Source organism: Niveibacterium umoris (genome assembly GCF_014197015.1).
GTDB classification, from domain to species: domain Bacteria; phylum Pseudomonadota; class Gammaproteobacteria; order Burkholderiales; family Rhodocyclaceae; genus Niveibacterium; species Niveibacterium umoris.
Genome location: NZ_JACIET010000001.1, coordinates 693726 through 707378, shown reverse-complemented (window position 1 = coordinate 707378; position 13653 = coordinate 693726). Strand labels below are relative to the sequence as shown.

The window sequence follows — 13653 nt, the reverse complement described above, 5'->3', positions numbered from 1 at the left end:
CGCAGCGACCAAGACATGTTTGATGGCTTCCCTGGTGCGCGATGTGGTGCGCCCGTCAGGCCGGTGCAGACGTGCCCGTACCCCGGCTCAATGAAAGTCCCGGCTCACCGTTGGCAAGGCCCCAAGTAGCGACGAGAGATCGACCAGACGCTTTGCCAGCACATGCACCACTTCGCCTTCGCGCTGCAGCTGCCCATACACGCCCAGCAGCCGGGCGCCGAGCAGTTCGCGACGCTGGCGTTCGGCAAGATCCGAATACACAACGATGTTGGCCTGCCCGGTCTCGTCTTCCAGCGTCACGAAAATCACCCCGCTGGCTGTCCCCGGGCGCTGGCGGCCGATCACGATGCCGGCGGCGCGCACCAGCGCCCTGTCCTGCGCACCGCGTATCACCCCGGCAGCGAGGAAACGTTGCGCCGCAAGGCGGTCGCGCAGCAGCGCCAGCGGGTGGCGGCCCAGGGTCAGCCCGGTGCTGGCGTAGTCGGCGACGATGTCTTCCCCTTCTCGCGGGGCAGCGAAGGCCACCGGGGTCTCGGCCGGCGGCGCGCTGTCGAACAGATCGCCCTGCCGCTGCACGCCGCTGACCTGCCAGGCGGCTTGCCGGCGGTGTCCGGCAAGCGCTTTCAAGGCCCCCGCCCCGGCCAGCAATTCCAGATCGCGCGCGCCCTGCATCGCGCGGTGCGCCAGATCATCCACGCAGCTGAACGGCGCCCGCGTACGCGCCGCAACGATGCGTTCCGCCGCAGCTTGCGCAAAGCCGCGTATCTCGCGTAGTCCCAGCCGCACCGCGGGCCGCCGCGCATCGGCGACACGCTCGAAGCCACTGTCCCAGTCGCTATGCATCACATCGACCGGCAGCACCTGCACGCCGTGGCGGCGCGCATCCTGCACCAGTTGTGAAGGCGCGTAGAAACCCATCGGCTGGCTGTTGAGCAAGCCACACAGGAAGGCCTCTGGCTCGTGGCGTTTCATCCAGGCCGAGCTGTAGGCGAGCAGCGCAAAGCTCGCCGCGTGCGATTCCGGAAAACCGTACTCGCCGAAGCCTTCGATCTGGCGGCACAGCGCCTCGGCAAACTCGGGCGGATGGCCACGCTCGGCCATGCCGTGGCGCAGCTTGTCCTTGAAACGGTCGATATGGCCCTTCTGCCGCCACGACGCCATCGCGCGGCGCAACTGGTCGGCCTCGCCGGGCGAGAAGCCGGCGGCGACCACCGCGAGCTTCATCACCTGTTCCTGAAAGATCGGCACGCCACAGGTGCGCGCCAGCACCGCGGCCACCGCCGGCGGCAGGCGTGCCATCGCGGCGCGGGCCGCGTCCGGGTCGGCCCGGTGCGCGAGGTAGGGATGCACCATGTCGCCCTGGATCGGCCCCGGCCGCACGATCGCCACCTGCACCACCAGGTCGTAGAACTCGCGCGGCTGCAGGCGCGGCAGCATGCTCATCTGCGCGCGCGATTCGACCTGGAACACGCCGACCGAATCGGCCTGGCAGAGCATCTCGAAGGTCGCGGCATCCTTGGCCGGAATGTCCGCCAGCGTAAAGGCGCGTCGGCGCCGCAGGCTCACCAGATCGAGCGAACGCTTCAAGGCGGTGAGCATGCCCAGCGCCAGCACATCGACCTTGAGCAAGCCGAGCGATTCGAGGTCATCCTTGTCCCACTGGATCACCGAGCGGTCTTCCATCGCGGCGTTTTCCACCGGCACCAGGCGCGACAACGGCCCGCGCGAGATCACGAAACCGCCCACATGCTGCGAGAGGTGACGCGGGAAGCCGATCAGCATGTTGGTCAGCGCCAGCCACTTCGCGACCCGCGGGCTCTTCGCATCGAGCCCGATCTCGGCGAGCCGCTCCGGCAGCTGCTCGCGCTTGTCCCACCAGCTCAGCGAACCGGACAGCGCATCGATCTGTTCGATGCCGAACCCCAGTGCGCGGCCCGCGTCACGCAATGCCCCCTTGGTGCGGTAGCGGATCAGCGTGGCAGCCAGCGCGGCACGTTCGCGGCTGTACTTGCGGTAGATGTACTGGATCACGATCTCGCGCCGCTCATGTTCGAAGTCGACGTCGATGTCGGGCGGCTCGTTGCGCTCTTTCGACAGGAAGCGCTCGAACAGCAACGAGGCGCGCATCGGGTCCACTTCGGTGATCCCCAGCGCGTAGCAGACCACCGAGTTGGCCGCCGAGCCGCGCCCCTGACACAGGATGCCCTCGCCCTTGGCAAAACAGACGATGTCGTAGACCGTGAGGAAGAAGGGCTCGTAACGCAGCTCGGCAATCAGCGCGAGTTCGTGCTCGACCGTCGCATGCACCTTGTCCGGCACACCGGCCGGGTAGCGTCGCGCGAGCCCGGCGAGGGTTTCGCGGCGCAGGTAGCTGCTTGGCGTTTCGCCGTGCGGCACGATCTCGTCCGGGTATTCGTAGCGCAGCTCTTCCAGCGTGAAGTCGCACATCGCCGCGATGCGGGCAGATTCTTCCAGCAAGGCAGCCGGGTACAGGCGCGAGAGCCGCAGCGGCTGGCGCAGGTGACGTTCACCATTCGGGTAGAGGCGGTCGCCCGCTTCGAACACGGTGGTGCCCAGGCGCGTGGCGGTGAGCACATCCTGCAAGGGGCGGCGCAGCCGCGCGTGCATGTGCACATCGCCGCTCGCCACACAGGGCATGCCACAGGCCTCGGCCAGTGCCTGCAAGCTCGCCAACCGTGCCGCGTCATCCGGGCCGCTGAGCAGTTCCACCGCCAGCCAGACGCGGCCGGGAAAGCGCTGCGCGAGCCAGCGACCATCTGCTTCGTTCGGCGCCTCATCGGGCACCCACAAGGCAAGACAATCCGGCACCGCACCGTTGGGTGACACCGATTCCAGATCGCCGCGCACCAGCCGGTATTCGCCCTTCTCCGCCCGCCGCCGGCCCAGCGTGATCAGTGCCGAGAGGTTGCCGTAGCCGGCGCGGTTCTGCGCCAGCAGCACCAGCTTCAGCCCGCATTCGAAGCGGAACTCGGCGCCGTGGATGAGGCGGAAATCGATCTGCCCGCCCGCGCGCTCACGCAACTGGCGCCAGGCATCGAAAGCCCTCACCGCACCGGCAAACGAACACTCGTCGGTAATCGCGAGCGCGGTGTAGCCGAGTCGATGGGCCCGCTCGACCAGTTCCTCCGGGTGCGAGGCTCCGCGCATGAAGCTGAAGTTCGACAGGCAGTGGAGTTCGGCATAGGCCGGCAGCGCCTTCACCCGAACACCCCCTGCAACCACCAGCCCGCCGCGTCGCGGTAGATCCACAGCCACTCGCCGCGCGCGCTCAGCGCCACATGGTAGTCGCGCCGCACATCGCCCAGCCCCTCGCCGGCATCCCACCAGCCGCTCTCGATCCGCTCGGGGCGGGTCAGCAGTTGCAGCGGGCCATCGTGATGCGGACGGCCACCTTGTTCGGGCAGCGGGCGCGCTTCGCGCAGCAGCCACAGCGGGCGCGTGGGGGTGGCCTGCGGCGCGCCGGCTTGCGGCCAATCCACCGCCCGCGTGCTGCATTCCGGCCGATGCCCGGCCACCACCGCGACGCCGTGCACCGCCTCGCGCCCAAGCCGCGCGCGCAGGCGTTCGACCACCGGTGCGATGCGTTGCGCGCCGGCTTCGCCAAACAGGCCCACGCTCTCGCCGGGCAGCGATTCGATCCGCTCGGCGACCAGTCGCAGCCCCACCACCGGCGCCGCCAGTGCAAGCCGTTCAAGCCGTTCGCGCAGTACCCGCACCAGGCGATCGCCGTCGCGTGTCGGCGCGGCGAAGCCGAGGGCCAGTTGCGCGTCGTCGATGTCTTCGTGTTCCAGTTCCAGCACGCAGTGCTGCAAACCGGCGCCACGCGCATTGAGCCAGCCGGCCAGCGCCTGCAGCAGGCGCCGCGCGCCGAACAGCAACATCGGCGCCTGCTCCACCCGCGCCGGCAGTTCGAGGTATTCGGAAAAGCGTTCGGGGAAGTCGAAGCTGCGGCGCAGATCCGGCACCTCGCCGCGCGCCTGCGCCAGTTGCAGCGGCAGATCCGGCCCGAAGCGTCGTGCCAGCGACGCCTGTGGCAGCACCAGCAACTCGCCGATGCGGGCAAGCCCCAGTACCGCCAGGCGCCGGGCAGCACGTTCATCGAAGCCGATCACGCCCAGCGGCAAAGCCGCCAGCCGCGCCTGTTCGGCTGCGGCATCGGCCTCATGGCCCGCCACCCCGGCACGTGCGAACCACTGCGCCGCGAGCGGCGTACGCGCCAACCCGATGCGGTAGCTGTAGCCCTCGGCCGATACGCCCGCCTCCACCTCGCCCAGCAAGGCGTCGAGGCCCTTGAACAGGCGCAGGCTGCCGCCGATTTCGATCAGCAATTCATCCGGCGGCGCGAGGCTGACCTGCGGGCTGAAGCGCCCCGCCCAGCAGGCCAGGCGCGCCAGTGCGGCGGCCTCGCGCTGCGGGTCGCGCTCGCAGGCGGTGAGCTGCGGTGCCAGCCCCAATGCGCTGGAAAGTTTCTGTCCCGCTTGCACGCCGGCCGCCTCGGCCACCGCATCGGCCGCCAGCACACGGCCGCGCGCCACCGCCACGGCCGGCGCGCGGGCCGCGAAGACCTCGATCGGCAAACGGAAAAGTTGCAGGGCCAGCCAGAGCATTGCAGGCGCTTTCGGGTGCAGTCGGCACGCAAGGCGTGGCGATTCAGCGTCGCAATGCCGACGCCAGCGCGCGTACCGGTGTGCGCGCGACAACGCTGGCGAGGCGCGCCACGGGTAGCGACGGCACAGCCAGCGGACGCCGCGCTGCAAGCCTGGCCCAACTGACCGGACGTGCCACCTCCAACAACAGCGGCTGCGCCAGCGGTGGGCCGCGGCGTTTGAGGATGCGCAGCGCCAGCCCGCTGTCGGACGCACCCAGAGCAATACGCAGTGGCGCCGGCGAGGCTGAAGTCGCCTGCTGCTCGCCGCGGAAGACGAAGGCAAGCGTGCGACGTTCAGCCATCGCCAGTTGCAGCCGGCGCAGCGCGCGCGCATCGCTGTCGGGCAGCCAGGCCAGCAAGGCCGCCACCGCACCGCTGGCGAGCAACTGCTCGCTCGCCCAGGCGGCATCGTCGCGCCCCGCCTCGACGATCAACAGGCGCGACAGGCTTTGCCCTGCCGCCTGCCAGGCGGCGGCGTGCGGCAGCCAGGGCGGCGCCACCAGGGCCACCCAGCCGGCGTCAGACTCCAGCGCGCGCAGCGCCGGCATCAGCAGCGACACCTCGCCCAGTCCGCCGCCCAGCCCCGCCGCCGGCAGCAACAGTTCGGTCAGCGCGCCCTGCGGCCAACCGCCGCCCGGCAGCGCTGCATCCAGCGCGTCAAAACCGGTACTGCTCGCCTCCTCCACCCGGCCAAGCGCATCCCCGCGCCAGAGGTCGGCGCGTTGCAGCAGAGCGGAAATCGGAAGCGGGGCCTGCGACATGAGCCGATAGGGAGTCTGAAAACAGTGGCGTGGAAACCAGGGCGCGCAACGCAAGCCCTGTAGGAAAAACCGGGACCCGCAGACGAGGCCGGCACGAAGCGGGGCGCACTCTGTACGAACCGCAGGCGATCAGTAACTTCGCCCCTCGCAGCGTGGATACGGCATCCACGGCGCCTGGCTGGCGGGCCTGCGTGGCCGGGTCGCGACAGGCTCGAACCAAAGCGGATCGGGCACTGTGTCAAAGGTCGCGCTGTCGCAGACCGGACAAAAATGCTGCAGACCGCCATGCCGCATGGCAGTGTGAGGGGGCACCACGCCGGGCGGGGCTTGCAGCCTGACCTGCTCGCGCGAGACATGCCACAGGCAATCGCCCTTGCGATGACAGGGGGTGTCACCGGACTCGACTTCCACCGTGATCCCGCAGGCACTCGGCCCGCCATACCCATCGCCCTGATCCTGCATGGCCCACATCTCCGCTTCATGCAGCGCGAAGATCGCGCGGCAACAACTGTATTTTATTACAGTATTCAAGCTAAGCAAGCAGCTTAATGCGGGGCCCGCGTCCGATCGCCCCGCACATTGCAACCACTTGGGGGAATGCCTGGTGGCGCGCGATACACCTGAGCCCGTACAAGTGCGCGGCCCGATCCACAAAAGGGACAGCGCTACCCTTGCATAGCAACGCAACATGAACAAACGCCCCGGCTCCCGAAATAAATGTTGATACGACAACCCGGGTAATACAATCGCCAGACCCTCGCACCGCAGTCCGGCGCGACCAAGCAGTCCGCAGTTCTCCCACTCAAAAATGGAGTACCCGCAATGAAGACTGTCATCTCCGTGGCTGCAGTCCTGGCTATGGCTTTTGCAACGCCCAGCTGGGCACAGCAGGCCAAACCCGTCGGCGGCAAACCTGCCACCGCCGCCACCAAAGCCGCCAATGCAGCGGTGCTGAAAGAGCTGCCTTTCAACGACAAATCCGACTTTGAAGACGCGCACCGGGGTTTCATCGCAACACCGGCAACCCTGACCATCAAGAACGCCAAGGGCGAAGTGGTCTGGGATCTGGAGGCCTACAAGACGTACATCAGCGAGGACAAGGCGGCGCCGGATTCGATCAACCCCAGCCTTTACCGCAACGCCCAACTGAACATGATCAACGGTCTGTTCAAGGTCACCGATCGCATCTATCAGGTGCGTGGGTTCGATCTCTCGAACATCACCTTCATTCAAGGCGATACCGGCTGGATCGTTTTCGATCCGTTGATCTCGACCGAAACCGCCAAGGCGGCGCTCGATTTCGCGAACGAAAAACTCGGCAAGCGCCCGGTCGTTGCGGTGGTGTATAGCCACTCGCACGTCGATCACTACGGTGGTGTACGCGGTCTGGCCAGCGACGAAGATTTCAAGTCCGGCAAGGTCCGGGTATTCGCACCCGAGCACTTCACCGAGCATGCCGTCAGTGAAAACGTGATCGCCGGCAATGCCATGTCGCGCCGCGCGATCTACATGTACGGCGCGCTGCTGCCGCGCAACGAGTTCGGCGGCGTGAACGGAGGGCTGGGTCAGACCACATCGACCGGCACCGGCACCCTGGTGATCCCGACCGACGAGGTGAAGAAGACCGGCGAAGAGTACGTCGTGGATGGCGTGAAGATGGTGTTCCAGATGACACCGGGCACCGAAGCGCCGGCCGAGATGAACACCTTCTTCCCGCAGTTCAAGGCGATGTGGATGGCCGAGAACTCGACCAATACGATGCACAACATCCTCACCCTGCGTGGCGCGCAGGTGCGCGACGCGCTCAAGTGGGCGAGCTACCTGAACGAGACCATTGATCTTTACGGCGCAAAAACCGACGTGAAGTTCCAGAGCCACCACTGGCCGCAGTGGGGCACAGACAAGATCATCGATTACTGGAAGAAGCAGCGCGACCTGTACAAGTACACGCACGACCAGTCGGTCAACCTGATGAACAAGGGTTACACCGGCGAAGAAATCTCCGAGATGATCAAACTGCCGCCCGAGCTCGACAAGTTCTGGCCCAACCGCGGCTACTACGGTTCACTGCGCCACAACTCGCGCGCCGTGTATCAACGCTACATGGGCTGGTACAACGGCAACCCTGCCAATCTGAACAACCTGCCGCCCGAACAGTCCGCCAAGAAATACGTGGAGTACATGGGCGGGGAAGCCGCTGTGATCAAGCGCGCCAAAGCCGACTTCGCCAAGGGCGAATACCGCTGGACGGCCGAAGCGCTCAAGCACGTCGTGTTCGCGAACCCGAACAGCAAGGCCGGCAAGGAACTGCTTGCCGACTCGCTGGAACAGCTTGGCTACCAGGCCGAAAGCGGACCGTGGCGCGGCGTGTATCTGATGGGCGCCTACGAACTGCGCAACGGCGTACCGGCTGCAGGCGGCATCAACACCGCCACACCTGACACTATCAAGGCGATGCCGCCGGAAATGCTGTTCGACTACCTGGCGGTGCGTCTGAACGGGCCGAAGGCTGCAGGCAAGAAGATCGGCCTCAACATCGACTTCACCGATCTGAAGAAGCAATACGGTCTTGCGGTTGAGAACGCGGTGCTCAACTACGGCAAGCCGCTGGCCCAGGCCGATGCCAAGCTCACCCTGAGCAAAGGCACGCTCGACGCCATCCAGCTCAAGGAAATCACGCTGGAGCAGGCGGTTGCATCAGGCGCGCTGAAGATAGACGGCAAGCGCGAAGCCTTCGCCGAGTTCATGGGCTTGCTCGACACCTTCCCGTTCTGGTTCCACATCGTTACTCCATGAACCGCTCAGGAACGCTAACGGGGCTGGCAGCAGCCCTGCTCGCGACCACGCTCTGCGCGGCGGCGACCGCTTGTGGGCTGGAGGGCGGCATGGGCGATTCGCTGGCTGCTGCGCACGAAGGCTCACTCGCGGTGGCCTTTGCTGCGCATGACGCCATCAGCAGCGGCTGGCTGAGCCCCGATACGGCACTCGACACGCAAGCGGCCCATGAACGGGCAGACGAACGTCTGCGCGCCTTCGTGGCGGCATTACCGGCTGCCCCGCGTTCGATGCGCGCTTTTGCGGTGCTGCAGGTTGAGGCGGGCGTCTGGACACGCGTCAGTGCAAGGGCAGGACGCTGGTCGCTTGCAACCCACGTCGACGGTCTTCACACCGACACGACAGTGCTTGCATCGGGCGCAGCCCTGCGCGACATGGTCAGCGGGCAATTGTCAGCTGATCGGGCCCTTTCGATGGGCCTGCTCGCGGTTCACGGTGACACCGCTGCGCGCGACCGACTGCTTGGCCTGCTGCGTCAAGCCTACCCGGACGCAAAGGCGACCACGGCGCTGCGTTGAATCCGCTGGTTTGATCGGCCGAATGCCCGAGGCGCTTTACCCTCGGGCATTCTTTTTTCCGGGACGGCCAGATGCTGGCGCTTGCCCAATGATTGCCTTGCGCTTGCCAGGTCGTACGACATAGCGGCTCTTTCAATTGAATAAGCGGGTTGCATTGCCGCGAGATGGCGGGCGAGCCGTGGCGTTCGCGTCAACACGCAGGCAACACTCCAATTATTGTTGTAGTATTGTTGTATGGACCGCACTACCGCTACCACGCTCTTCGAATCGCTCGCCTCCGGCATCCGCCTCGACGCCTTTCGCCTGCTTGTGCGCAAAGGTCACGAGGGCATGGTTTCAAGCGAAATCGCCCAGGCGCTCGAACTGCCGCCCACCAATACATCCTTCCACCTGAAGGCGCTGGTGCAGTCAGGCCTCGCAACCGTCGAACAGGAGGGCCGCTACCAGCGTTACCGCGCAAACCTGCCGCTGATGCTCGATCTGGTCGCTTACCTCACCGAAGAGTGTTGTGCCGGGCATCCCGAGCAATGCGCCGAATTGCGCGAGGCATCGTGTTGTGCCCCCGAAGTGCTGCCGCCCCTTTCATCTTCCCGAACCGCGAAAAAATCATGAACGTTCTCTTCCTGTGCACCGGCAACTCCTGTCGCTCGATCCTTGGCGAGGCGACCTTCAACCACCTCGCGCCCGCGGGCTGGCGTGCGATGAGCGCCGGTAGCAAGCCGACCGGCTATGTGCATCCGCGCTCACTTGCGTTGCTCGCGCGCGAAGGCATCGACACGGAGGGCTACCACAGCAAATCGTGGGAGAACCTGCCGGCAACACCCGACATCGTGCTGAGCGTGTGCGGCAATGCCGCCAGCGAAACCTGCCCGGCCTATATCGGCCCGGTGCTGCGCGCGCACTGGGGGGTTGAAGACCCGGCTCACGCCACCGGAACCGACGAAGAAATAGACGCCGCGTTCATGACCGCCTACCGCATCCTGCGCGCCCGCATCGAAGCCTTCCTCGCGCTGCCGCTTGCCGAACTCACGAACGACCGCGCGCGCCTCAAGGCCGAGCTCGACCGTATCGGTACGCTGCTGCCCTGAACGCGAGGAGCCCGTCATGGAAAAGTCCTATCAGGCACTCGTCGCAGACCGCATCTACTTGGGTGCTGCCAGCGACGTACAGGCGATGATCGACAACGAAGCGGTAGAAGTCGTGGTCGACCTGCGTGAGGAATCCACAGGCCTGGCGGCACAGGCGCCAGCGGTCGAATGGCAACGCATCCCGCTTGGCGACAACAACGCCGAACCGCAGGACAAACTCTTCGGCGACGCGATTCAGGCTGTTGTCGCGGCTTACCGAAGCGGCAAGAAAGTCGCATTCCACTGCGGTGGAGGCAAAGGTCGAACCGGCACCGTCGCCGCAGGCGTATTGCTGGAACTGGGTATCTGCCCGAGCTTTGCCGAGGCCGAAGCCAGCGCAAGATCGATCCGCCCGACGATCAACATCAAGACCGAGCAACGAGCAGCGCTCGAAGCCCTGTATCCGCAGTGCTTCGAGGCAACGAAAGGAACAAGCATGAAGACCCTGAAAGTCTATGACCCTGCCCTGTGTTGCAGCACCGGCGTATGTGGCACCGACGTCGACCAGGCACTCGTGAGCTTCTCGGCGGATGTGGCGTGGGCCACTGCGCAAGGGGCGTCGATTGAACGCTTCAACCTCGCGCAGCAGCCGATGGCCTTTGCAGAAAACGCCGTCGTCAAAGGATTCCTTGAGCGCTCGGGTGCCGAAGCCCTGCCGCTGATTCTGCTCGATGGCGAAGTTGCACTCGCCGGCCGCTACCCGAATCGGGCGGAACTTACCCGCTGGCTTGGTCTGCAGGGCGAGGCGGTCGCCGCCAAGCCCTGTTGCAGCGGCAGCCGTTGTTGCTGAGCGAAGGCGCAGCGCCGCGATGAACTTTCTCCAGCAACCGCCGCACTACCTGTTCTTCACCGGCAAAGGCGGCGTCGGCAAGACATCCATTGCCTGCGCCACGGCAATCGACCTTGCCGAAAGCGGGCGGCACGTTTTGCTGGTGAGCACCGACCCGGCATCGAACGTCGGTCAGGTATTCGGGCTTGAAATCGGCAACCGGATTGTCGACGTCGCCGCGGTGCCGGGCCTCGCCGCGCTGGAGATCGACCCTCAGGCCGCCGCGCGCGCCTACCGCGACCGCATCGTCGGACCGGTGCGCGGCGTGCTGCCCGACGCGGTGGTGCGCGGAATCGAGGAGCAACTCTCCGGAGCCTGCACCACCGAGATCGCCGCCTTCGACGAATTCACCGGGCTGCTGACCAACTCGACCGAGACCGCCCGCTTCGATCACATCATTTTCGATACGGCGCCCACCGGACACACGATCCGCCTCTTGCAGTTGCCCGGCGCGTGGAGCAGCTTTCTCGACGCCGGCAAGGGCGACGCCTCCTGCCTGGGCCCGCTCGCCGGGCTGGAAAAGCAACGCACACAGTACAAGGCCGCGGTGGATGCACTCGCCGACCCCAGGCAGACGCGCCTGGTGCTCGTTGCCCGCGCACAGGCCGCGACCTTGCGCGAGGTGGCCCGCACGCAACAGGAACTCAGCAGTGTCGGACTTGGCCATCAGCATCTGGTGATCAACGGCGTACTGCCGGAGAGCGAATGCCCGCAAGATCCGCTGGCTCGTGCCATTGCGCTGCGCGAAGCCGACGCCATCGCCTCAATGCCCGAGGCCTTGTGCGCGCTGCCGCGCGACACCTTGCCGCTGAAACCCTTCAATCTCGTTGGCGTCCCCGCATTGCGCGCATTGCTTGAGGGCGACACGCCAGCGATTGCAGCGCCCGCAGAACTTGAAGACTTCGACGCCCCGGCCCTGGGCCCGCTTCTTGATGCAATCGCCGCAGACAAGCACGGTCTGGTGATGCTGATGGGCAAGGGCGGCGTCGGCAAGACCACGCTCGCAGCCGCCATCGCCGTTTCACTGGCCAAGCGCGGACTGCCTGTACACCTGACGACCTCCGACCCGGCAGCCCACCTCGAAGACACGCTGACCGGCGTCCTCGAAAACCTCAGCGTCAGCCGCATCGACCCGCATGTCGAAACCGAGCGCTATCGCCAGCAGGTCCTCACGACAAAGGGCGCGCAACTCGATGACGTCGGCCGAGCGCTGCTCGAAGAGGACCTGCGTTCGCCGTGCACCGAAGAAATCGCGGTGTTCCAGGCCTTCTCGCGTGTGATCCGCGAGGCCGGCCGCAAGTTCGTGGTGATGGACACCGCGCCGACCGGCCACACCTTGCTGCTGCTGGATGCCACCGGCGCGTACCACCGCGAGGTCAGCCGCCAGATGGCGCCCGGCATGCACTTCACCACACCGATGATGCAGTTGCAGGACCCGACACAGACCAAGGTGCTGATCGTGACACTGGCCGAAACGACGCCGGTCCTCGAAGCCGCCAACCTGCAGTCCGATTTGCGACGAGCCGGCATCGAGCCGTGGGCCTGGGTCGTCAACAACAGCGTCGCCGCAGCGCGTCCGCAATCGCGCCTGCTGCGGCTGCGTGCCAGCAACGAGATGCGTGATATCGAAGCCGTCGCACGTCAGCACGCGAAACGCTATGCCGTCGTACCGCTGCAGCAGGACGAACCCATCGGCGTCGAGCGCCTGGACACCCTGAGCCACCTCCAACCCGTTATCCCGAAAGCCTGAGATGTCCGTGCAATGTGAAGTCGCCATCAAGCAATCCGCCGGCGCGCCGATGAGTCTGTTCGAACGGTTTCTGACCGTATGGGTCTTTCTCTGCATCGTCGTTGGCATCGGATTGGGACAGGTTTTCCCGGATCTTTTCCGGGCCATCGGCGCAATGGAAGTCGCGCAGGTCAACCTGCCCGTCGGCGTGCTGATCTGGGTGATGATCATCCCGATGCTGGTGAAGGTCGATTTCGGCGCGCTGCATGAAGTGCGCCAGCATGTGCGCGGCATCGGCGTCACGCTGTTTGTGAACTGGCTGGTCAAACCGTTTTCGATGGCCTTGCTCGGCTGGGTCTTTGTGCGCCACCTGTTCGCGCCGCTATTGCCGGCCGACCAGATCGACAGCTACATCGCGGGGCTGATCCTGCTGGCGGCAGCGCCGTGCACCGCGATGGTCTTCGTGTGGAGCCGCCTGACCAATGGCGACCCGCTATTCACCCTGTCGCAGGTCGCGCTCAACGACACGATCATGGTCTTCGCGTTTGCGCCGCTGGTCGGCCTGCTGCTAGGCATCTCGGCGATCACGGTGCCGTGGGCCACGCTGGTCACGTCGGTGGTGCTCTACATCGTGATCCCGGTGATCCTCGCGCAGCTCTGGCGCCGTGCGCTGCTTGCCAAGGGGCAAGCAGCGTTCGACGCAGCAATGGAGAAGATCGGCCCCTGGTCGATCGCGGCGCTGCTCGCGACCCTGGTGCTGCTGTTCGCCTTCCAGGGTGAAGCGATCATTCGCCAGCCGCTGGTGATCGGCCTACTCGCCGTGCCGATCCTGATCCAGGTCTTCTTCAACTCGGCGCTGGCCTACTGGCTCAATCGCCAGGCCGGTGAGAAACATAACGTCGCCTGTCCGTCGGCACTGATTGGTGCGTCGAATTTCTTCGAACTGGCAGTGGCGGCGGCGATCAGCCTGTTCGGCTTCCAGTCCGGCGCTGCACTGGCAACGGTGGTCGGGGTGCTGATCGAAGTGCCGGTGATGTTGCTGGTGGTGCGCATCGTCAACAGCAGCAAGCCCTGGTACGAAGCGGGCCAACGCGGCTGAGGCGGCGGTCGCCGCCCCCACGCGGTTCCCCGTCCGCCCGCCGGATGGGGAACAATGGCGACCACCCGATCCTGCATGGAATGACG

The 13653-nt window shown here is 65.9% G+C and carries 10 protein-coding genes; 7 read left to right on the top strand and 3 right to left on the bottom strand.

Going from position 1 to position 13653, the window contains the following annotated elements; genetic code table 11:
• Positions 1 to 87: 87 nt before the first annotated feature.
• The 3 genes from GGR36_RS03100 to imuA are packed head-to-tail and all read right to left on the bottom strand — an operon-like array spanning position 88 to position 5430.
• Complete coding sequence (locus GGR36_RS03100; RefSeq protein WP_338086610.1) at positions 88 to 3270, bottom strand: error-prone DNA polymerase; 3183 nt, start codon at positions 3268 to 3270, stop codon at positions 88 to 90.
• Positions 3219 to 4628, bottom strand: coding sequence for a Y-family DNA polymerase (locus tag GGR36_RS03095; protein WP_183631721.1), 1410 nt, complete (start codon positions 4626 to 4628; stop codon positions 3219 to 3221). The genes GGR36_RS03100 and GGR36_RS03095 overlap by 52 nt, the downstream gene beginning before the upstream one ends.
• Before the next feature lie 43 nt (positions 4629 to 4671).
• Positions 4672 to 5430, bottom strand: a complete 759-nt coding sequence (imuA, locus tag GGR36_RS03090; protein WP_183631720.1) for a translesion DNA synthesis-associated protein ImuA — start codon at positions 5428 to 5430, stop codon at positions 4672 to 4674.
• Positions 5431 to 6252: 822 nt separating this feature from the next.
• Between imuA and GGR36_RS03085 the strand changes: the two genes are divergently transcribed.
• The 7 genes from GGR36_RS03085 to arsB all read left to right on the top strand — a co-directional run bounded on the left by GGR36_RS03085 (position 6253) and on the right by arsB (position 13567).
• Positions 6253 to 8226: an alkyl/aryl-sulfatase gene (locus tag GGR36_RS03085; protein ID WP_183631718.1), complete on the top strand. Its 1974-nt coding sequence runs from the start codon at positions 6253 to 6255 to the stop codon at positions 8224 to 8226.
• The gene (locus tag GGR36_RS03080) at positions 8223 to 8783 is read left to right on the top strand and encodes a hypothetical protein (protein ID WP_183631716.1); all 561 of its coding nucleotides are present in this window, start codon (positions 8223 to 8225) and stop codon (positions 8781 to 8783) included. The genes GGR36_RS03085 and GGR36_RS03080 overlap by 4 nt, the downstream gene beginning before the upstream one ends.
• Positions 8784 to 9017: 234 nt before the next feature.
• Positions 9018 to 9395 (top strand): ArsR/SmtB family transcription factor, encoded by a 378-nt coding sequence (locus GGR36_RS03075; RefSeq protein ID WP_183631714.1) that lies wholly within the window; start codon positions 9018 to 9020, stop codon positions 9393 to 9395.
• Entirely contained in the window at positions 9392 to 9871 is a 480-nt protein-coding gene (locus GGR36_RS03070; RefSeq protein ID WP_183631712.1) for an arsenate reductase ArsC, read from the top strand. The genes GGR36_RS03075 and GGR36_RS03070 overlap by 4 nt, the downstream gene beginning before the upstream one ends.
• 16 nt (positions 9872 to 9887) lie before the next feature.
• Positions 9888 to 10700 (top strand): arsenite efflux transporter metallochaperone ArsD, encoded by an 813-nt coding sequence (gene arsD / locus GGR36_RS22345; protein WP_207064317.1) that lies wholly within the window; start codon positions 9888 to 9890, stop codon positions 10698 to 10700.
• A 19-nt stretch (positions 10701 to 10719) separates the two neighbouring features.
• Positions 10720 to 12489, top strand: a complete 1770-nt coding sequence (gene arsA, locus GGR36_RS03055) for an arsenical pump-driving ATPase (RefSeq protein WP_183631710.1) — start codon at positions 10720 to 10722, stop codon at positions 12487 to 12489.
• A gap of 1 nt (position 12490) precedes the next feature.
• Positions 12491 to 13567 (top strand): ACR3 family arsenite efflux transporter, encoded by a 1077-nt coding sequence (gene arsB / locus GGR36_RS03050; RefSeq protein ID WP_183631708.1) that lies wholly within the window; start codon positions 12491 to 12493, stop codon positions 13565 to 13567.
• The last annotated feature ends 86 nt before the right edge of the window (positions 13568 to 13653 follow it).

Bases quoted from the DNA above. Each gene is read 5' to 3' on its own strand.
- imuA (WP_183631720.1), bottom strand. From the start codon at position 5,430: ATGTCGCAGGCCCCGCTTCCGATTTCCGCTCTGCTGCAACGCGCCGAC.
- GGR36_RS03095 (WP_183631721.1), bottom strand. From the start codon at position 4,628: ATGCTCTGGCTGGCCCTGCAACTTTTCCGTTTGCCGATCGAGGTCTTC.
- GGR36_RS03085 (WP_183631718.1), top strand. From the start codon at position 6,253: ATGAAGACTGTCATCTCCGTGGCTGCAGTCCTGGCTATGGCTTTTGCA.
- arsB (WP_183631708.1), top strand. From the start codon at position 12,491: ATGTCCGTGCAATGTGAAGTCGCCATCAAGCAATCCGCCGGCGCGCCG.
- arsA (WP_183631710.1), top strand. From the start codon at position 10,720: ATGAACTTTCTCCAGCAACCGCCGCACTACCTGTTCTTCACCGGCAAA.
- GGR36_RS03075 (WP_183631714.1), top strand. From the start codon at position 9,018: ATGGACCGCACTACCGCTACCACGCTCTTCGAATCGCTCGCCTCCGGC.
- GGR36_RS03070 (WP_183631712.1), top strand. From the start codon at position 9,392: ATGAACGTTCTCTTCCTGTGCACCGGCAACTCCTGTCGCTCGATCCTT.
- GGR36_RS03080 (WP_183631716.1), top strand. From the start codon at position 8,223: ATGAACCGCTCAGGAACGCTAACGGGGCTGGCAGCAGCCCTGCTCGCG.
- arsD (WP_207064317.1), top strand. From the start codon at position 9,888: ATGGAAAAGTCCTATCAGGCACTCGTCGCAGACCGCATCTACTTGGGT.